20 protein-coding genes and 1 pseudogene are annotated in these 18,943 nt (G+C 72.2%); 9 read left to right on the top strand and 12 right to left on the bottom strand.

The genetic code is table 11. The features are described 5' to 3' along the window. Positions 1-198 precede the first annotated feature (198 nt). Both STRCI_RS03010 and STRCI_RS03005 read right to left on the bottom strand, forming a co-directional pair. A pseudogene (locus STRCI_RS03010) lies at positions 199-804 on the bottom strand (methyltransferase domain-containing protein). 39 nt (positions 805-843) lie between these two features. Then, positions 844-1,242 carry a nuclear transport factor 2 family protein gene (locus tag STRCI_RS03005; protein WP_269657236.1) on the bottom strand — a complete coding sequence of 133 codons (399 nt, stop codon included), beginning with the start codon at positions 1,240-1,242 and terminating at the stop codon, positions 844-846. An 81-nt stretch (positions 1,243-1,323) separates the two neighbouring features. Here STRCI_RS03005 and STRCI_RS03000 point away from each other — a divergent pair, with 81 nt between their 5' ends. Next, positions 1,324-1,887, top strand: a complete 564-nt coding sequence (locus STRCI_RS03000) for a PadR family transcriptional regulator (RefSeq protein ID WP_269657235.1) — start codon at positions 1,324-1,326, stop codon at positions 1,885-1,887. Between the two features lie 22 nt (positions 1,888-1,909). Beyond that, positions 1,910-2,665, top strand: a complete 756-nt coding sequence (locus STRCI_RS02995) for a class I SAM-dependent methyltransferase (protein WP_269657234.1) — start codon at positions 1,910-1,912, stop codon at positions 2,663-2,665. On the opposite strand, the gene STRCI_RS02990 is transcribed toward STRCI_RS02995, so the two are convergent. From STRCI_RS02990 to STRCI_RS02975, 4 genes are all read right to left on the bottom strand, one after another. Further along, positions 2,635-3,378, bottom strand: coding sequence for a GntR family transcriptional regulator (locus tag STRCI_RS02990; RefSeq protein WP_269657233.1), 744 nt, complete (start codon positions 3,376-3,378; stop codon positions 2,635-2,637). The genes STRCI_RS02995 and STRCI_RS02990 overlap by 31 nt on opposite strands. 134 nt (positions 3,379-3,512) lie before the next feature. Further along, complete coding sequence (locus STRCI_RS02985; protein ID WP_269657232.1) at positions 3,513-4,481, bottom strand: acetylxylan esterase; 969 nt, start codon at positions 4,479-4,481, stop codon at positions 3,513-3,515. Positions 4,482-4,626: 145 nt separating this feature from the next. Then, entirely contained in the window at positions 4,627-5,382 is a 756-nt protein-coding gene (locus tag STRCI_RS02980; protein WP_269657231.1) for a ferredoxin reductase, read from the bottom strand. Further along, the gene (locus STRCI_RS02975) at positions 5,375-5,980 is read right to left on the bottom strand and encodes a sulfite oxidase-like oxidoreductase (RefSeq protein ID WP_269657230.1); all 606 of its coding nucleotides are present in this window, start codon (positions 5,978-5,980) and stop codon (positions 5,375-5,377) included. The genes STRCI_RS02980 and STRCI_RS02975 overlap by 8 nt, the downstream gene beginning before the upstream one ends. 140 nt (positions 5,981-6,120) lie before the next feature. On the opposite strand from STRCI_RS02975, the gene STRCI_RS02970 reads away from it, so the two are divergent. Then, positions 6,121-6,831 carry a GNAT family N-acetyltransferase gene (locus STRCI_RS02970; protein WP_269657229.1) on the top strand — a complete coding sequence of 237 codons (711 nt, stop codon included), beginning with the start codon at positions 6,121-6,123 and terminating at the stop codon, positions 6,829-6,831. Here the strand turns inward: STRCI_RS02970 and STRCI_RS02965 are convergent. Next, entirely contained in the window at positions 6,828-7,256 is a 429-nt protein-coding gene (locus STRCI_RS02965; RefSeq protein ID WP_269657228.1) for a MarR family winged helix-turn-helix transcriptional regulator, read from the bottom strand. The two genes, STRCI_RS02970 and STRCI_RS02965, sit on opposite strands and share 4 nt — an antisense overlap. Positions 7,257-7,489: 233 nt before the next feature. Between STRCI_RS02965 and STRCI_RS02960 the strand changes: the two genes are divergently transcribed. Beyond that, positions 7,490-8,239, top strand: coding sequence for a putative protein N(5)-glutamine methyltransferase (locus STRCI_RS02960; protein ID WP_269657227.1), 750 nt, complete (start codon positions 7,490-7,492; stop codon positions 8,237-8,239). A 2-nt stretch (positions 8,240-8,241) separates the two neighbouring features. Here STRCI_RS02960 and STRCI_RS02955 read toward each other — a convergent pair whose 3' ends face one another. Further along, positions 8,242-8,907, bottom strand: coding sequence for a DUF5666 domain-containing protein (locus STRCI_RS02955; protein WP_269657226.1), 666 nt, complete (start codon positions 8,905-8,907; stop codon positions 8,242-8,244). 89 nt (positions 8,908-8,996) lie between these two features. Continuing rightward, on the bottom strand, positions 8,997-11,138 hold the full coding sequence (locus tag STRCI_RS02950) for a SpoIIE family protein phosphatase (protein ID WP_269657225.1): 2,142 nt from the start codon (positions 11,136-11,138) through the stop codon (positions 8,997-8,999). Positions 11,139-11,393: 255 nt separating this feature from the next. On the opposite strand from STRCI_RS02950, the gene STRCI_RS02945 reads away from it, so the two are divergent. The 4 genes from STRCI_RS02945 (at position 11,394) to STRCI_RS02930 (ending at position 15,427) form a co-directional block, all read left to right on the top strand. Then, on the top strand, positions 11,394-12,266 hold the full coding sequence (locus STRCI_RS02945; protein ID WP_269657224.1) for a hypothetical protein: 873 nt from the start codon (positions 11,394-11,396) through the stop codon (positions 12,264-12,266). Positions 12,267-12,385: 119 nt separating this feature from the next. Continuing rightward, positions 12,386-12,757, top strand: coding sequence for a hypothetical protein (locus tag STRCI_RS02940; RefSeq protein WP_269657223.1), 372 nt, complete (start codon positions 12,386-12,388; stop codon positions 12,755-12,757). Between the two features lie 89 nt (positions 12,758-12,846). Beyond that, a complete protein-coding gene (locus STRCI_RS02935; RefSeq protein WP_269657222.1) occupies positions 12,847-14,862 on the top strand; it encodes an NADPH-dependent 2,4-dienoyl-CoA reductase in 2,016 nt (671 codons plus the stop codon). 22 nt (positions 14,863-14,884) lie between these two features. Continuing rightward, positions 14,885-15,427, top strand: a complete 543-nt coding sequence (locus STRCI_RS02930; protein ID WP_269657221.1) for a PadR family transcriptional regulator — start codon at positions 14,885-14,887, stop codon at positions 15,425-15,427. Here the strand turns inward: STRCI_RS02930 and STRCI_RS02925 are convergent. The 3 genes from STRCI_RS02925 to STRCI_RS02915 all read right to left on the bottom strand — a co-directional run bounded on the left by STRCI_RS02925 (position 15,405) and on the right by STRCI_RS02915 (position 17,824). After that, a complete protein-coding gene (locus STRCI_RS02925) occupies positions 15,405-16,007 on the bottom strand; it encodes a DJ-1/PfpI family protein (RefSeq protein WP_269664475.1) in 603 nt (200 codons plus the stop codon). The two genes, STRCI_RS02930 and STRCI_RS02925, sit on opposite strands and share 23 nt — an antisense overlap. A 103-nt stretch (positions 16,008-16,110) precedes the next feature. Beyond that, on the bottom strand, positions 16,111-16,656 hold the full coding sequence (locus STRCI_RS02920; RefSeq protein ID WP_269657220.1) for a hypothetical protein: 546 nt from the start codon (positions 16,654-16,656) through the stop codon (positions 16,111-16,113). A gap of 175 nt (positions 16,657-16,831) precedes the next feature. Continuing rightward, on the bottom strand, positions 16,832-17,824 hold the full coding sequence (locus STRCI_RS02915; RefSeq protein WP_269657219.1) for a fibronectin type III domain-containing protein: 993 nt from the start codon (positions 17,822-17,824) through the stop codon (positions 16,832-16,834). A 411-nt stretch (positions 17,825-18,235) separates the two neighbouring features. Here STRCI_RS02915 and STRCI_RS02910 point away from each other — a divergent pair, with 411 nt between their 5' ends. Beyond that, complete coding sequence (locus tag STRCI_RS02910; RefSeq protein WP_269657218.1) at positions 18,236-18,931, top strand: glycoside hydrolase family 75 protein; 696 nt, start codon at positions 18,236-18,238, stop codon at positions 18,929-18,931. Positions 18,932-18,943 lie beyond the last annotated feature (12 nt).

Genomic DNA, 18,943 nt, shown 5'->3' with positions numbered 1-18,943 from the left:
GCGCAGGGAGGGGGAAGGCCGCGGAAACGAGGCGGACAGAGCGCCTTCGTGCGGCGGGAACGACACCTCGGGGTACGGCGGAACCGCAGGTCACGAGGTGGAGAGAGAGCCGGTGAGAACCGGCTGACTGAAGGAGAACTGGCACCGGCGCCCAGGACCGGGCGTACACAAGTGCTGGTGGGACCGTACCACGCGGGCTCAGCGGGTGGCGAGGAGTCCGTACAGGAGGGGGATTCGCGGCTCGGGCAGGCGCCACCAGCCGGACGGGGTGCGGACCAAGTGCGGCCAGCGCTGCCACGGCAGCTCGTCGCTCTCGCGGAGCCGCCGGACGGTCAGTCCTGCCTGGCTCAACGCGGTGACGACCTCTCCTATTCCGTGCATCCACTCGAAGCTGTCGGTGGCACCCTCGACGGCCGGGCCGTTGAGCAGCGGATGGAACTCGACCAGGTACAACATCCCGCCGGGGCACAGCAGTTCGGCCACCACACCGGCCCAGCGCGGCAGGTCCGGCAGGTAGCACAGGGCGCCCTTGCCGGTGCACACGACATCGAACCGCTCCGGTCCGAGGGCCACCACGGCGTCCTACGCGTTCGCCGGCACGTAGGTGATCTCGGCGCCCGCCTCCTCGGCGAAGGCGATCGTCTCGGTGCCGAGATGGCACTGGAGGTGGAGCACGTCACGTCCGGCCAGGCCACCCAGGTCCTGGTCGAGCCCGTAGCAGCGGCTGGCGAGGTGGACGGGGGTGCGGGCGTCCCAGTTCGCCTGGTTGGCCCGCATCAGCCCTGCGTGCTCGTCGATGCCCATGAGGACATCCAACCGCGAACGGCCGCGGAAGGGGCCGAGTCACGCCGAACGCTTCTGCGCCTCCTCCGCGATCCGGTCGAACTGCGCGCCCATGGCGGCCGCCAGCGCCTGCGCGGCCGACAGCGGGCGGACCATCACCGTGAACTCGTCGATCAGGCCGTCGTCGTTGACGTGGATGAAGTCGCAGCCCTGGATCTCCCGGTCGCCCACCCGGGCCTTGAAGACCAGCGCGTGGTCGCGGCCGCCCACGTCGTTGATCTCACGGACGTACCGGAAGTCCTCGAAGACCCGCGCCACCCCGTGCAGGATCGCCGCGGTCATCGCCTTGCCGGGGTACGGCTTGAACACGGCCGGGCTGGTGAAGACGACGTCCTCGGCCAGCAGCGCCTCGGCGGCGTCGAGGTCCCACTTCTCGATGGCCTCACGGAAAGCCCGCATCACAGCCTCCACAGTCCTGGTGATAGTCAATTTGTTGAGTAGGTGCAGAAGAGATTAATCACATCCTGCTAGCGTGTCCATATGTCTCTGAAGCACGCCGTTCTCGCCGCCCTCCTGGAGGGGGAGGCCTCGGGCTACGAGCTGTCCAAGCTGTTCGACGTGTCGCTCGCGAACTTCTGGGCGGCGACCCCGCAGCAGCTCTACCGCGAGCTGGAGCGACTGGCACAGGACGGCCTGGTCCAGGCCCGGGTGGTGCAGCAGGAGCGCCGGCCCAACAAGCGGATGTTCACGCTGACCGAGACCGGCCGCGAGGAGCTGCGCGCGTTCGCGGTCGAGCCGGTCCGGCGGCCCGCCGCGATGCGGGACGAACTGCTGATCAAGATCCAGGCCATGGACGAGTCGGACCCTGCGGCGACCCGCGCCCTCGTCGAGGAGCGGATGTCCTGGGCGCGGGGCAAACTCGCCCGCTACGAGCGGGTCCGGGACCGGCTCCTGGCCGGGCGGACCGAGGAGGAGTACCTGCGCGAGACCGACCGCGTCGGGCCGTATCTCACCCTCCAGGCCGGTCTCGCCTACGAGCGGGAGATCCTGCGCTGGTGCGAACGCGTCCGTACGGTCGTCGAGCAGCGGGCACCCCTGAGCTGACCCGTCCTCTAAGCTGACGCGGATGTTCAGCCCCGAAGGCCCCTCCCTGCGCGAACTCGCCGTCCAGGCACTGTCGTCCGTCGAGCGCGGCTACGACCTGCTGGCCCCGAAGTTCGACCACACCCCCTTCCGCACCCCGGACTCGGTGCTCGACGCCGTCGCCGCGGCACTGGAACGGATGGGCCCCTTCGGTACCGGACTCGATCTGTGCTGCGGCACGGGCGCCGGGATCGACGTCCTCGCGCGGGTGTGCCGAGACGGCGTCACCGGGGTCGACTTCAGCGCGGGCATGCTCGCGATCGCGCGCGAGCGCCGCCGGAAGCCCACGCCGACCGTCTCCTACGTCCGGGCCGACGCCCGCGCCCTGCCCTTCGCCCCGGCCTTCGACCTGGTGGTGAGCTTCGGGGCGTTCGGGCACTTCCTGCCGCGCGAACTGCCGGGCCTGTTCGCCCAGGTGCACTCCGTCCTGCGACCCGGCGGCGCCTTCGTCTTCCCGGTCGTCGCCCCGCCCAGGCCCACCTCGTGCGCGTACTGGATGCTGTTCGGCTTCGACGCGGTGATGCGGGTGCGCAATGCTGTCTGGCGCCCGCCGTTCGTGATGTACTACCGCGCCTTCCGGCTCGGCGAGGTGCGCCGGGAGCTGGAACGTGCCGGTCTGGCGGTGGAGTTGACGGCGCTGCCCGAGTTCGGGCAGCGCCGCGACGGCAGTCCGCGGGTCCGGATGGTGATCGCCCGGCGCGCGCTGGATCAGCCGGCCGCCGGGAGCGTGAACTCGTAGACCAGCGCGTCCTGCCGGGCGTCCACCAGCAGGTCGGTGATCTCCAGCGGGCGGGCGTACTGGTCGTGCACGCGCCGGGTGACCCGGACCGAGGAGGCGCCCGCGAGCGGGGTGATGGCGTCCCGGTGGTGCAGGGTCAGGCCCGCCTTGCGCATCCAGTCGTAGGCGCGGCACAACTGGGCCGAGGTCGAGCCGTCGGCGCGCTCCTTGTAGCGGCCCAGCTCCTCGACCTCGGCGAGCGCCACGGCCGAGAACGAGGTCACGGCCGTCCGGCGGCCCTGTCCGCCGGCGCCCGCGGACTCGTAGCGGTGCACCAGGGTCGGGCGGTGCGGGGCGAGGCCCAGCGCCTGGGCGTGGCCCGGCGGAGGGGCCTCCCAGGTGACCGTCGCCCGGTCCACGGCGCCCGGATCGGCCGCCCGGGCGCCGACCGGGAAGGTCAGCGCCGCGGGGTTCTCCACCGGCTGGCCGGGCAGCGTGGCGTGGCTGCCGCGCCGGTCGGTGGCGACCAGGCCGTCGTGCCGCAGCACTTCCAGGGCCTGCCGTACGGTCTCCCTGCTGACCCCGTAGTGTTGCGCCAAGTGCCGTTCGCCCGGCAGGCGTTCGCCGGGCGGGATCGTCCCGTCGCGCAGTTCGTCGAGCAACTGCGTCGCGATGCGCCAGTAGAGGGGCTGCCCCTCGGTGAGCGGGTGGTCGTGCGGGGTGGTGCGGGCCATGCCGCGCCCTCCTGTTGATGACGTGCCGTAGTCGTGCCGACTCATTGCGCCACCAGATCTAGCATTGGTCTAAACCACCAGGGAAGGGCATCGGGCCGGTTCGGCCGAAACCGGCCCGCCGGGCCCCGCTTTCGTCAGGTGTACGACCGCAGCCAGCGGAGCTTGGCCGCGTCGTGGTAAGGGCCGCCGCCCTCATGGTCGTTGAACTCGTACACCTCGATCGTCTTGTCCTCGTGGGCCCAGGCGTTGAAGGCCGCGAAGACGGTGGAGGGCGGGCAGGTCTGGTCCTCCAGGGCGGCCGAGAACAGGGCCGGGGCCCGGCCGCGGGCGGCGAAGTGGACACCGTCGAAGTAGGAGAGCGTGCGCAGCGCGTCCTCGGTGCGGCCGCGGTGCGTCTTGAGGTAGAGGCCGATCTCACGGTAGGGGTGACGGTCCGTCAGTGTGGTCGCGCGCGGGTAGTCGCACAGGAACGGCACATCCGGAGCGACAGCCTTCAGATCCGGCACCAGGCCGCCCACGGCGATCGTGATCCCGCCACCCTGGCTGGAGCCCAGCGCCACGGTGCGCGAGGCGTCGGTCAGCGGATGCGAACGGGCCGCCTCCACCGCCCGTACCGCGTCCGTGAACACCCGCCGGTAGTAGTAGTTCTCGGGCGCGTCGATCCCGCGCGTCATGAACCCGGGGAACGCGGGCGCCCCGCCTACCGGGTCCGCCGTACCGCCGCCACCGCCCCACGCGCTGCCCTGGCCGCGGGTGTCCATCACGAAGTGGGCCCGCCCCGAGGACGCCCACAGCAGATGCTCGTGCGGCAGTCCGCGCCCGCCGCCGTAGCCGATGAACTCCACCACCAGCGGCAGCGGCTCCTCCGCCGCCGCGGGCAGCGTCAGCCAGCCCTTCACCGGGTGGCCGCCGAACCCGGCGAACGTCACGTCGTACACCGTCACCGTGGACAGTCCCGTGTCGACCGGCTCGAAGCGGGCGTCCAGATCGTGCTCACGGGCCTCCTGGAGGGTCTTGGACCAGAAGGAGTCGAAGTCCTCGGGAGCGACGGACTCACTGACGTACTCGCGCAGTTCGTCGAGCGGAAGGTCGAACAGGGCCATGGATGACCGCCTTTGCGAAGAGGAGGCACGGATGATCACAAGGTACGTCGGTGATCGGACCTTTCGCCAGGTCGGTGCCCCGGGTGTGGGCGCGACGGTGTCGAGCCGTCTCCGGTGGTCGGACCATTGCCGCGGCCCCGGGGCGTCAGCCGAAGCGTTCGATCCGGATCCGGTCGACCGGCTGGCCGGCGGCGACGAGCAGGCGTGAGGCGTGCTCGGCGAAGCCGTTGGAGCCGCAGACGTAGGCCTCCCAGCCGCCGGGCGGCTGCGCGGCCAGGAGCGGCGCCACATGCGTGGCAGACATCCGTCCGACCGGTACACCCTCCGGGGCGCTCCGGGTGAACACCGGCGTCGTCTCCGTGCCGTACTCCCGCGCGTAGATCAGCTCCTCGGGGCTGCGCGCGGATACCAGCAGCCGTAGCGGCACGTCCAGGGCGCGGGCGCGGTGGTGGCGGACCATCGACATCAGCGGTACGACGCCGGATCCGGCGCCGATCAGCAGCGCGGGCCGGTCCCCGGGCCAGGCGAAGAAGCCGCTCACCGGGCCACGCACCTCGACCCGGTCGCCGGGCCGGGCCTGGCCGTGGAACCAGCCGGAGACCTCGCCGCCCTCGACATGGTCGAGGGTCAGCTCGATGTGCCCGGATTCGTCGGGGGCCGACGCGATCGAGTAGTGACGCTGGGCCGCGTAGCCGTCCTCGGCGGTCAGCCGGAGCATCAGGTGCTGGCCGGGCACATGCCCCGTCCAGGCGGGCACCGCGAGCCGCACGGTGGCCGCGCGCGGGGTCTCGCGCCGGATCTCGGCGATGGTGGCGGGCTGCCACAGCGTCGCCGTCTGGTTGCTGACCGCGATACGCCCGGGTACGGCGAAGCGGGTCGGGGGAGTGAAGGTCTCAGTCACCGGTGTACCGCTGCTCTTCCCAGGGGTTGCCCCGCTCGTGATAGCCGTTCCGCTCCCAGAAGCCCGGCTCGTCGTGGTCGAGGACGCGCAGACCGGCGATCCACTTCGCGCTCTTCCAGAAGTACAGATGCGGCACCAGCAGCCGTGCCGGGCCACCGTGCTCCGGGGCCAGCGGCTGCCCGTCGTACTCCCAGGCGATCCACGCCCGCCCGCCGGTCAGGTCCGCGAGCGGGAGGTTCGTGGTGTAGCCGGTGTGTGAGTACGCCACGACATGGGTGGCCGACTCATGGGGCCGGACCACATCCAGGAAGGCGTCCAGGGAGACACCCCCGAACCGCACCCCGAACTTCGACCAGCTCGTCACGCAGTGGATGTCACCCTCGTACGCCGACCCGGGCAGCGCGTGGGCCTCGTCCCAGGTCCAGGTACGGGGCTCCGCGACGAGGCCGTCGACGCGGAACGTCCACGCGTCGGGCGCCAGCTCGGGGGTGACCTCGGCGGACAGGACGGGCCAGTCGTCGCCCGCGTCGTACTGGCCCGGTGGCAGGCCGGGGTTATGGACGCGGGGGCGCCCGGTGAAGCCTCGGGTGACATGCATACGGGGAGTGCCTCCAGACCGCCGCGCGCGACGGCCGTGATCAGTACGTTCCGCATCCAACGGTACTGGTCCGACCGGGTGGGAATAGCCACCGGCCGATCTTGCTTGGCTTCTGTGGCAGCGAAGGAGTGAGGGAACCCATGTCCAAGGCGTACGACCGAGTGCTCGACAATCCGGCGCTGGCCGCGCTGACCGGCCCGCACACCCGGTTCGCCGAGCGGCGTGGCCGGGTCCTGCGCTACCCCGTCGAGGTGTCGCCCTGGGTCGCCCTCCCCGATGAGCCGGACGCCACGGACTGGGCGGACGTCGCCGCGCTCGCCGGTCCGGGCGGCGAGGCCCTGCTGATCGGGTTCGGGGGCCGGGCCCCCGAGGGCTGGGAGACCTTCTTCCGCGTCGAGGGCGTGCAGCTGGTCGGCGAGGACGTGATCGGCGCGATCGACCCGGAGGCGGTCCGCCTCGGTCCCGCCGACGTGCCCGAGATGCTCGACCTGGTCGCCCGCACCCGCCCCGGACCGTTCCTGCCCCGCACCCTGGACATGGGCACCTACCTGGGCATACGCCGGGGCGGCGCGCTCGTCGCGATGGCCGGGGAGCGGCTGCGGCCGCCCGGCTGGACGGAGATCAGCGCGGTCTGCACCGACCCCGCCGTCCGGGGCCAGGGTCTTGCCGGACGGCTGGTGCGTGCCGTCGCCCAGGGCATCCAGGAGCGCGGCGAGACGCCCTTCCTGCACACCGGCGCCGACAACGCCGGCGCGATCCGCCTGTACGAGGCCCTGGGCTTCCGCCTGCGCCGTAGCACTGTCTTCCTCGGCACGCGCGTCCCGGGCGATCTGCTGGAGCCGGTGGCCTAACCGGCGTTATAGCGCACGAGATACCCGGCGAACCGTTCCAGGTCCTCCTCCGCCCAGTCCGCGAGCCGCTCCCGTACGACTTCCCGCCGCCGCTCGGTGACCTGCCCGAGCAGCCGTCGCCCGGCGTCCGTCAGATGCAGCAGCTGCACCCGGTGGTCGTCCGGGTCCGGGCTCCGCCCGATCAGCCGATCGCGCTCCAGCGCGGCCACCTGGCGGCTCACCGTGGACTTGTCCAGGGCGTAGTGCGCGGCCAGGTCGGTGGCCCGGCAGCCGCCGCTCTCCTCCAGATGACTGAGCAGGGTGTACGACACCAGCGACAGCTCCGGGTGCATGCGCCCGGCCGAGGCGCGGGCGCGGCGGGCGAAGGCCGTCATCTCGCGCTGGACGACCTCCACGGCCGTGTCCGAAACATCCCTTGCGGTCATGGTTGCAGCGTACGACTCGGAGCCGGGACCTGATCACTGGGGTACGCTGACCGCCCGTTCGTGGATCGTCCCGGACGTGTGGAGCCGAGGGGGTGAGACCCATTACCGCTGTGTCAGGTCGGGTGCTCATCCCGCGAGTCGGTGCGGTCGCCGGTCGTCGGTGACCGTGGGAGCGCCCTTCGAATCGCGAGAGGCTCCCTTTGTCTTCCCCTTCCCTTTCCAGTGACGCCGTCGTGGACGCGCTGCGTGCCGCGGGCTGTGTCTTCGCCGAGGACGAGGCCCGGTTGCTGGTGACCGCGGCTTCCTCGCCGGCGGAGCTGGCTGCCATGGTGGACCGGCGCTCGGCCGGTCACCCCCTTGAACTCGTCCTCGGCTGGGCCGAGTTCCGGGGCCTGCGGATCGCCGTGGAACCCGGCGTCTTCGTGCCCCGCCGCCGTACCGAGTTCCTCGTCGAGCAGGCACTCGCCCAAGTCCCCGACGCCTCCGTGGTGGTGGACCTGTGCTGCGGCTCGGGAGCCGTCGGCGCCGCCCTCGCCGCCGCGCTCGGCCAGGTCGAACTGCACGCCGCCGACATCGACCCGGCCGCGGTGCGCTGCGCCCGCCGCAACGTCGCCGCCCACGGCGGACGGGTGTACGCGGGCGACCTGTTCCAGGCGCTGCCCGCCGGTCTGCGCGGGCGGGTCGACATCCTCGCCGCCAACGTCCCCTACGTGCCCAGCGGAGAGGTCCCGCTCCTGCCCGCCGAGGCCCGCGACCACGAACCGCTGAGCGCGCTCGACGGCGGCGCCGACGGACTCGATCTGCTGCGCCGGGTTGCCGCCGAGGCCGGCAACTGGCTGGCACCGGGCGGCTGTCTGCTGGTCGAGACGAGCGAACGGCAGACCCCGGCGGCCGTCGAGGCGTTCCGCCGGGTCGGATTGACACCCCGTCAGGTGACGTGCGAGGAGCGGTACGCGCAGGTCCTGCTGGGGACGGTGCCGTAGGTTCAGGCCGCCGTGTGGTGCCAGGGCGGGGCGGGTCGCGGCCCGTCCTCGCCGTCGCGCCAGGGCAGTTCGTCGCGCCGCTCGCCGGGCTCCCTCTTCTCCCAGGTGCCCGCGAGGACATGGTCGGCGGTCCGCTCGCCGCCGTCGGAGCGGGTACCGGCCAGATACACCTCGTCCCCCTCCTTCAGGCCGTCGGAGTCGCCCTTCTCATGGACCCGGGTGTCGTCGTCGACCGTCCAGGTCCACTCGGCGCCGTCCTCGCTGCGCACGGTGACCTGCTCGCCGTCCACCTCCTGGACGGTGCCGCGCTGCCAGACGCGGACGATCCAGTCGTCGCCATCCCCGTCCCGCACCGTGGACTCGCCGTGCACACCGGCACCGCCCGGGCCGAACCACGGGCCGCGGTGGTGTCGTTCACCGGGCCGGTCGGGTGCGTCCGGCGACGCCGACGCGGCGGGCGTCGCAGCGCTTTCGCCGCCGTCCGAGCCGGCGGCGTAGGCGACGGTGCCTCCGAGGGCGAGGACGGCGATCGTGGTCGCCGCGGTGATGGTGCGGGTCCGGGTGGACAGCCGCCGCCACGGCCCGCGCGGTGGCCGGTCCCCGTCCGGCCCGTTCGCGAGGACCTCCGCGGGGGCGGCGGTGGGTTCCTGGTCCGGATCGTGAGTCATGGCTCGCTCCCTCGGCCACGGCGGCCCGGCCGTCCGGGGCCACGCCTTGCTGTGATTGTGCGAGGAGGGCGGTAAGAAGCCGGTAACGGTTAGCTGTGAATGTCCTGACCCGGTTCCAGGGCTCGCGCGATGAGCAGCGCGACGTCGTCGGAGTTGTCGGGCTGGTGCAGGGTGCGCAGCAGGAGGTCGCAGACCTCCTCCAGCGGGCGGTCGGGGCCGTCGAGGAGGTCCAGGAGGGCGTCGAGGCGTTCGTCCAGCGGGTGTTGACGGGTCTCGACCAGGCCGTCGGTGTAGAACACCAGCCGGTCCCCGGGCTCCAGCGCCACGGTCGTGGTGGAGAAGGCCACCCCGCCCACGCCGAGCGGTGCCCCGGTGGGCAGTTCGAGGAGTTCCGGGGCGTGCCCCTCGCGGACCCGGACCGGCGGCAGATGCCCGGCGTTGGCGATCCGGCACTCGCGCGCGTGCGGGTCGTGGACGGCGTAGACACAGGTGGCGATGGAGTGGTCCAGGCCCTCGGTCGTCCGGTCCAGGTGCTCCAGCAGCCGGGCCGGATCGAGGTCGAGGGAGGCCAGGGTGTTGGACGCGGTCCGCAGCCGGCCCATCGTCGCGGCGGCGTTCACCCCGCTGCCCATGACATCGCCGACGACCAGCGCGGTCTTGCCGCCGTCGAGGGGGATGACGTCGAACCAGTCGCCGCCCACCTCCGCGGTGGCGCCCGCGGGCTGGTAGCGGGAGGCGACCTCCAGGCTGCCGGTGACGGCCGGATGGCTGGGCAGCAGGCTGCGCTGGAGGGTGAGGGCGGTGTCGCGGGCGTTCTGGTACCAGCGGGCGTTGTCGATCTGGACGGCCGCGCGCGCCGCCAGCTCGCGGGCCAGCAGCAGGTCGTCGTCCCCGAACGGCAGCGGGTTGGAGATCCGCTTCAGATCCAGGGCGCCCAGCACCTCACCGCGCGCGATGAGCGGGACCGCCAGATAGGAGTGCACGCCCGCGCGGCTCAGCGCCTCGGCCGCCTCGGCGGAACGGGCGATGCTGGGCAGGTCCGCGGGTTCGACCTCGGCGACCATGACGGGACTGCCGGTGCGCACGCACCGGGTGACCAGCCGGTCGGGCTCGTACCGGGCGATCTGGCCGGGAGGGTCGGCGGCGTCCAGCGCCTCCGACGGCCGCTCGGCCTGTACGGCCAGGGCGCGGATCACAGCGGGTTCCGCCGGACCGAGGCTGCTGCGTCTGCCCCCCACCACCGCGTCCAGCAGATCGACGGCGGCGATGTCGGCGAGCTCGGGGACGGCCACGTCGGCGAGTTCACGCGCCGTGCGCTCCAGTTCCAGGGTCGTGCCGATCCGGGCGGAGGCGTCGGCGATGACGGCGAGGCGCCGGCGCGCGGCCTCCGCCTCGATCTGGGCCCGGTGCTGCTCGGTGATGTCCACGACCGAGCAGGCCACGCCCAGCACCGTCCCGATCGCGTCCTCCAGCCGGTACATCGACACCGACCAGGCGTGGTCCTCCTCCGGATCGGCCGGGGTGCGTCCCATGGTCGCCTGGTCGACCAGCGGCACCCCGGTCTCCAGCACCCGCCGTACCGCGGATTCCAGGGCGGGCGTGTCCAGTCCCGGCAGGACCTCGGGGACGGTACGGCCCACATGGTCGCCGGCGGGGACGCCGTTGATCCGCTCCATCGTCGGATTGATGGAGACGTACCGCAGATCGGTGTCGAGCACGGCGAGGCCGATCGGTGACTGCTCGACGACGCGCGTGGACAGCGCCACGTCCCGTTCGAGACGGCGCACCGTCGACTGGTCGGCGGCCAGGCCGAGCGCGTACACATGTCCCCGGTCGTCGAGGAGGCGCTGGTTGCGGAACTCCACCAGTCGGGTGCTGCCGTCCTTGTGCCGGATCGGGAAGGCGCCGGCCCAGCTCTCGCCGGTCTCCATGACATCGGCGAACAACTTGACGACCAGGTCGAAGTGCTGTTCGTGGATCATCAGCCGGACGGCCGGGTGGCCCAGGGCCTCCCGCGCGCTGTAGCCGAAGAGCTCCTCGGCCTGCGGACTCCACAGGACGATCCGGCCCTCGGCGTCCAGCACCACGGAGGCCACGCCCAGCACGTCGAGCAGTCCGCTGGGGCGCACGGGACCGCGCACCGGCCCGTCGACCGGCGCCGACGCGGGCACCGCCTCGCGGCCCGGCACCGGTCCGTCGCCCCGGGCCAGGGGCGATCCGGCTGAAGTCATCCCACGCACCGCCTTCGCCTTCTTCGCGCGGCACGCCGTCCCCCGTGCCGACTCCCCTTGTTCTACCGCGTTCAACCGTTTCTGCGACCTCTCGCGTCGCTCACCTCCACCATCTCTCAACGCGGCGGTGGGCGTCCGGGGAAGCGCCATCAGGACGACCACCGACATTCCGCTATTGGTCTGTACATGACCATCCAGGAGCGCCAGACTGTCGGCCGGACACCGCATCCCACCCCCCAACCGAGGAGTCGGCCCATGCCCTCGCGCGCCCGGCAACGTTGTCACGCCCTGCTGACCGGACTCGTCGCCCTCGCCAGTGCCGCCGTCCTGGCCGGCGCACCGCCCGCCGTCGCCGCCGACACCTGGACCGAGGTCGGCTCCGACCGCGCCGACCCGCTGACCGAGAGCCAGGGCCTGACCTCGGTGGAGGTCCCGGCGAACAGCCCCAACCGCTACACCGGCATCGGCACCATCCCGGTCGGTGTGTCCAGTCGCGGATGGAACCACGTCGGTGACCCGGACGCCTCCTACAACGGCTACTACATCGAGCCCTACCAGGCCGACTCCGGCACCGCGAAGATGTTCCGGGTGCAGGCGCCGGGCGGTGCCTGGTCGGAGTACGTGCACACGCTCAGCGGCGGTGAGGCGCTGAACAACTCCTGGGTCGCCGTCACGCCAGGCGGCCAGTGGATGCTGGCGGGGGAGTGGGGCACCATGAACCGCCTGCTGGTCTTCCCGACACCGGGCGTCAACCCGGGCACCTCGCCGTCGGCGAACCTCCCGCAGGCGTCCACCGTCCGCCTGGACCGCCCGGTGCGCGACGTGCAGGGCTGCGACTTCTCCGGCCCGACCACCCTGCTGTGCTCCTCGGACGACCCCGCCGGAACCCTCTTCGGCATGACCAAGCCGCTGCTCCGGATCGACCTGTCCGCCGAGCCCGGCTCCGCCGACGTGACCGGCCGGGTCACCGCCCTGCGGCAGCTCCCGCTGCGCAGCGGCTGCTCGGGCAACTTCGAGACCGAGGGCGTCGACTACGACCGCCGTACCGGCACCCTGCGCGTGATCGTCCTGTCCCCGGGCTTCTGCGTCCTGACCGACAGCAAGACCTATCGCTTCACCCGAAGCTGACCCGGCGCTCCTCTCGGGGCTGTACATCCCGGAATGTAGTGGTTTTCTGGGAGTGCGACACGGTGTCGCGGGGGAACCCGTCGCCGTGCCGCGGCGCGGCCCTGAGAGGAGCGATCACGATGGACAGTGAGCGACTGCACCCGGAATCCGTCTCCGTGGAGATCAGCGGATGCAGCAAGGAGGACGCCCGGATCGTGTTCGACGCCCTGTGCGCGTCCTTCACCTCGGACCGGGGCGCCGAGGACGTCCCGCAGGACTGGCACGAGACCCGGCCGACGGTGTGGCTGGGCACCTTCGACGTCTCCCACCCCCACCCGGGCGTGCACCCCGGCGGACGGCTCGCGGCGTCCGTCGAGGCCGATGTGCAGGGTGGCTACTGGGCCATCGACCGCTTCCGCAACACCCTGCACGACCTGTTCACGGTGCATGACCTGAGCACCGCCTCCGGCGACCAGGAGCGTGAACTGCACGTACGGCTGGAGAGCCGGTGACCTGGGTCTCTCCTGTTGTGCAACTAGTTGCATAAACCGTGCGCGGTCCTCTACAACAGGGAGGACGACACCGCGCACGGAGGGGCCCGATGAGCCGTTACCCGCACCTGCTGAGCCCGCTGGACCTGGGCTTCACCACCCTGCCCAACCGCGTCCTGATGGGTTCCATGCACGTGGGCCTGGAGGAGGCCGAGCGCGGCTTCGAGCGCATGGCCGCCTTCTACGCCGAGCGCGCACGCGGCGGCGTCGGCCTGATCGTCACCGGCGGCATCGCCCCCAACGACGAGGGACGGCCCTACGAGGGCGGCGCCAAGCTCACCACCGACGCCGAGGCCGAGCGGCACCGGGTCGTCACCGACGCCGTGCACGCCGAGGGCGGCAAGATCGCCATGCAGATCCTGCACTTCGGCCGCTACGCCTACCACCAGGACCTGGTCGCGCCGAGCCCGATCCAGGCGCCGATCAGCCCCTTCCCGCCGCGCGAGCTCACCGACGCCGACGTCGAGCGGACCATCGAGGACTACGCCCGCGCCGCCCGCCTCGCCCGGCAGGCCGGCTACGACGGCGTGGAGATCATGGGCTCCGAGGGCTACCTCATCAACGAGTTCATCGTCGCCCAGACCAACCACCGCACCGACCGCTGGGGCGGCTCGTACGAGAACCGGATGCGCTTCCCGGTGGAGATCGTGCGCCGGGTGCGCGAGGCCGTCGGCGAGGACTTCATCATCGTCTACCGGCTGTCCATGCTGGACCTGGTCCCGGGCGGCTCCACGCTGGACGAGGTCATCACCCTCGCGAAGGCGGTCGAGGAGGCCGGGGCGACCATCATCAACACCGGCATCGGCTGGCACGAGGCCCGCATCCCCACCATCGCCACCTCCGTGCCGCGCGGCGCCTACACCTGGGTGACCAAGCGGCTGATGGGCGAGGTGTCCGTCCCGCTCGTCACCACCAACCGCATCAACACCCCCGAACTCGCCGAGGAACTGCTCGCCGACGGGTACGCGGACATGGTCTCCATGGCCCGCCCGATGCTCGCCGACCCCGCGTTCGTCAACAAGGCCGCCGAGGGCCGCCCCGAGGCCATCAACACCTGCATCGGCTGCAACCAGGCATGCCTGGACCACACCTTCAGCCTGAAGATCACCTCCTGTCTGGTGAACCCGCGCGCCTGCCACGAGACCGAGCTGGTGCTGTCCCCGACCCGGCTCGCCAAGCGCGTCGCGGTCGTCGGCGCCGGCCCGGCCGGACTCGCCTGCGCGGTCTCGGCCGCCGAACGCGGCCACCAGGTCACCCTGTTCGACGCCGCGAGCGAGATCGGCGGCCAGCTCAACGTGGCCCGCCAGGTCCCCGGCAAGCAGGAGTTCGACGAGACGCTGCGCTACTTCCGCCACCAGCTCGACGCCCACGGCGTGGACGTACGCCTCAACACCCCCGTCTCGGCAGCGGACTTGGACGGCTACGACGAGGTCGTCGTGGCCACCGGTGTCAGCCCGCGCACCCCGGACATCCCCGGCGTCGACCACCCGAGCGTCGTCGGCTACCTCGACGTGCTGCGCGACAAGGTGACGGTCGGCGAGCGGGTCGCCATCCTCGGCGCCGGAGGCATCGGCTTCGACGTCGCCGAGTACCTCACCGACGGCGGCGACAAGGCCAACGAGGACCCCGAGACGTACTTCCGCCTCTGGGGCGTGGACATGGCCTACGAGGGTCCCGGCGGCCTCGCCGCGCCCGAGCGGCCCGACCCGCCGCGCACCGTCCACCTCCTCCAGCGCAAGACCACCAAGGTCGGCGCGGGCCTCGGCAAGACCACCGGCTGGATCCACCGCACCGAGCTCAAGCACCGCGGCGTCACCATGGTCCCGGGCGTGCGCTACGACCGGATCGACGACGCCGGACTGCATGTCACCGTCGGCGAGGAGAGCACGGTCCTGCCGGTCGACACCATCGTCCTGTGCACCGGCCAGGAGCCGCGCCGCGACCTGTACGAGGAGCTGGTGGCCGCCGGCCGCAGCGTCCATCTGATCGGCGGCGCCGACGTGGCCGCCGAACTCGACGCCAAGCGCGCCATCCAGCAGGGCACGGAGGTCGCGGCGGCGCTCTGAGCGGCGTCCCTAGGATGACGACATGTCCCTCCCGCACGCGATCCTCACCGCCCTGCTCGAGAAGCCGTCCTCGGGCCTGGAGCTGACCCGCCGCTTCGACAAGTCGATCGGGTACTTCTGGTCCGCGACCCATCAGCAGATCTATCGCGAGCTGGGAAAACTGGAGGCCGACGGGCTGATCCGCACCCTCCCCTCCGAGCAGCCGGCCCGCGGGCAGAAGAAGAGTTACGAGGTCCTGCCCGCGGGCCGCGCCGAACTGGCCCGCTGGACCGGCGAGTCCCAGGACCCCAAGCCGCTGCGGGACACGCTGCTGCTGCGGCTGCGCGCGGCGGCCGTGGTGGGCACCGAGGGCATCGAGGCCGATCTGCGCCGCCATCTCGACCTGCACCGACGGCAGCTGGCCGAGTACCGGGAGATCGAGCGGCGCGACTTCCCGCCCGGCAAGGGCGAACCGGAGGACCGGCTGCGGCACCTGGTGCTGCGGGCGGGCATCGATCTGGAGACCTTCTGGACGGGGTGGCTCACCCACGCGCTGGAGGAGTTCAGCGAGCTGCCACCGGCGTGACGGCGCGCAGGGCGCGCTCGACGGTCTCCTCGTTCTCGCCGACCGGGGCCACGTAGTCGAGGACGCCGCGCGCGGCGTCCTCACCGGCCAGCCGGGTGATCACCCAGGTGGCGAGGTACTGGGACGCCAGACAGCCGCCCGCCGTGGCGATGTTCCCCTCGGCGTGGAACGGCGCGTCCAGCACCGTGACACCGCGGGCCTCCACGAAGGGCCTGGTCTTCTTGTCCGTGCAGGCGGGCATGGACTCCAGCAGGCCGAGCCGGGCGAGCACCAGCGCGCCGGAGCACTGCGCGCCGATCAGCTGTCGCCCGGGGTCGAGCCGCAGCGTGGAGATCAGCCGGTCGTCGGCGACCACGTCCCGGGTCCGCACTCCGCTGCCGATAAGCACCGCGTCGGCCTCGGTCACGAACTCCAGCGGGCGCTGCCCGGTCACCTCGACGCCGTTCATCGACGTGACCACCGGCGTCGGCGTCGTGACGTACGCCTCCAGGCCGTCCTTGCGGCACCGGTTGATCAGCGCGGAGGCGATGAAGCTGTCGAGTTCGTTGAACCCGTCGAAGGTGACCACGGCGATCTGCATCTCGACTCCCGCGAGGACGGCATGGGATGACGGCATGGGATCAGCCAGTCTTCCCATCTCGCCCGGGCGGGGTCGAGTGCCAATCGGCGGCCGGTGGCCCTCGTCAGAGGCGGTACGGCTTCGAACGGCGGCGCAGGAACCACACCGTGGCCCCGGCACCGGCCAGCAGCAGACCGCCGCCCGCGGCGAGCGTCAGCGTGCCGTAGTCCTTGGCGGCGCCGCCGATGCCGCCCATGACACCGCGTGAGGGCGAGGCCGTGGCGGAGACGGTGGGCGTGGCGGCCGCGGAGACGACGACGGCCTGAGTGCCCGCGGTCTGGTTGTTGAACGCACACTGCACGATGACGGTGTATGTGCCCGGGCTGACGTTGGTCCAGGCGGCGGACTGCTGGCTGGTCGTGCCCGCCAAAGCCACCTGGCGGCCCTGGGCGAAGCTCGTCTGGCTGCTGGTGAGCAGTGAGGCGGTGCCCCAACTGCCGTTGGAGCTGGTCTGGCTGCACGCGCTGGTGGTGACCGAGACCGTGGAGCCGCTGGTGCTCACCGAGATCCCGGACTGCGCGGAGGCGGCCTGGGCGGTCAGGGCGAGCGGAAGCGCGGCGACGGCCGCCACGGTCAGCCCCGAGCGGAGGAGTGGCGATGAGTTGCGCATGTGGACTGCCCTCCGGCGGCACGGTCGGCGGTACGTCCCTTGCGCCGCCGAGGGTCGGGAAAGGCCGTGCTGCCTCAGGGGCAGCCAACGTCCCCCGGGCCCGTCCCGCACCCGGACCGCCCCCGGGCAGGTGAACGATTCCCACGTCCGGCCCACTCCGGTGGCCGTGCCCGTCTCACCTGCCCGCGTCGCCCGTCGTGACCGTCCGCTCCGCGGAGAACCCGCCCCAGGTCCCGTCGGGCAGCAGGGCGCGCAGCCGCACCCGGTGCCGCACGCCCGCCTCGGTGCCCGCGTAGAAGCTGTACGTGGCCCGCTCGCGCGGCGCGTCACCGCCGTAGACGACCGAGGTGGCGGCCTTTCCGTCGAGGTGGACCTGGTACTCCGTGACCACGCCGTCCGCGCGCGGCGGGACCCAGCGCAGGTCGATGTAGTAGGCCCCGTCCGTGGCATCGCGGTGGGTCGTGGCACGGAAGTCGGTGGGTGCCGTGCCGCGGCCGTCGTCGGTGCCCGGAGTGGTGAGCCGGACCGGGGCCCCGGCGGGCGAGACGTTGTCGGCGGCGTCCCGCGCCCGGACCGTGAAGGAGTAACGGGTCCCCGGCCGCAGCCCCGTGACCACGGTCGCCGTCTGGTTCCCGCCCACACTGTGGATCTTCGTACCGCCCTGATGGATGTCGTACGACACCACACCCCGGTCGTCCTTCGCCGCGGACCAGGACAACTGCACCGACCGGCTGCCGACCGCGCGCCCTTGTGCGGCGCCGGGTGCGGTCGGGGCGGACCGGTCCTCCGGGCCCGCCGCGGGAGTCGTGGCGCGGACCTCCTGGCTGGGCGGCCCGAGGCGGCCGTCGGTGTCGCGGGCCCGCACGGTGAAGACGTAGGTCGTGGAGGGGCGGAGCCTGATGACGTCCACCATGTGCTCGGCGCCTGGGACGTCCTTGACCTTGGTGGTGCCGCGGTACACCTCGTAGCCGGCGATGTCGGGGCCCGTCACCGCGTTCCACATCACATGGACGCTGGTCGCGCTGCCCGCCTCGGCGGTGACGCCCCGCGGTATGCCGGGCAGCGGGCCCTCGTCGGCCTGGCCCTGCCAGCCGCAGGACGCGACGAGGGCGAGCGCGCCGCAGAGCACGGCGAGCCGGTACGGGCGGGGTACGGGAACGCGTCGCACGGGTCGGCCTCCCGGGAGAGGGCGCCGCGGCGGAGTCCACCCCACCGGCGCGGCAATGGTCCGGACCAATATGACGCGGGTGACGCGATCACATCAAGAGGGCGGTCGTTGGTGACCGTTCCCGCGCGTTACGTATGCTGACCCCCTCACGGCTGAACTCCCCATGAGGGTGTGGGAGTTCGAGCCGGTGGCGCGGACCGCTGTCGTCGCTGATCCCGCGCCGGCCGTGCGCGGCCGGGAGAACGGGCCGACACCGGCTCCGAACTCCCGGCCGCTGCCGGAAGTTCGGAGCCGCGCCGCCGTACTGCGGGTGTGTGCACCGTCTGGCCCCCGAACGGTGGCCGCATGATCGACCAGACACCAGATTGGGCTGAGTGTCCGTCAGTGCCCCCGTCGAGAGGGTCCCTCATCGTGCGTGTCCGCTCGCTCACGCTGGTCGCGGCAAGCGCCGTCCTGCTCGCCCCGACCGCGCTGCCCACCGCCGAGCCGCAGTACGGGGAGTGGCCCGCGGTCCGGCCCCTGGGCGACGTCCGCGCCGCCGACCTCCTTGCCAGGGTGCGCGATTGCCCCCAGATCTCCCGCGGGCGCTTTCGCACCGACAGCGGCGAGGCGGCGACGATCCCGGTCTGCGGCACCCGGGACGCCGTCTACTGGAAGGCGGACCTGGACATCGACTGCGACGGGCGGCCGGGCCCCCGCTGCAACAGCCGCACTGACCCGTACTTCAGCGACGCCACTGCCTTCCAGCAGTCCGACGGCGGCTATCTGGACGCCGAACGCCTCCCGTATGTCGTCGTGCCCGCTCCGAGCGGCCTGTGGGACTACCGGGACCACGGCATCCGCGGCGGCTCGGTGGTCGCCCTGGTCCACGAGGACCGGGTGCGGTACGCGGTCGTCGGTGACGTGGGCCCGCACGACATCATCGGCGAGGCCTCCTACGCCGCCGCCGAGGAACTCGGGATCCATCCCGACCCGCACGGCGGCGGCACCGACTCCGGCGTCACCTACATCGTCTTCAAGGACACCCGGGTGGAGCCGATCGAGGACACCGAGGCCGCGGGCGTGATGGGGGAGCGGCTGGCCCGCAAGCTCCTGAGCTCCCGCTGAGAGCCCGCGTCC

This window comes from Streptomyces cinnabarinus (assembly GCF_027270315.1).
GTDB classification, from domain to species: Bacteria; Actinomycetota; Actinomycetes; order Streptomycetales; family Streptomycetaceae; genus Streptomyces; species Streptomyces cinnabarinus.
This window is presented reverse-complemented; position numbering and strand designations above follow the sequence as displayed.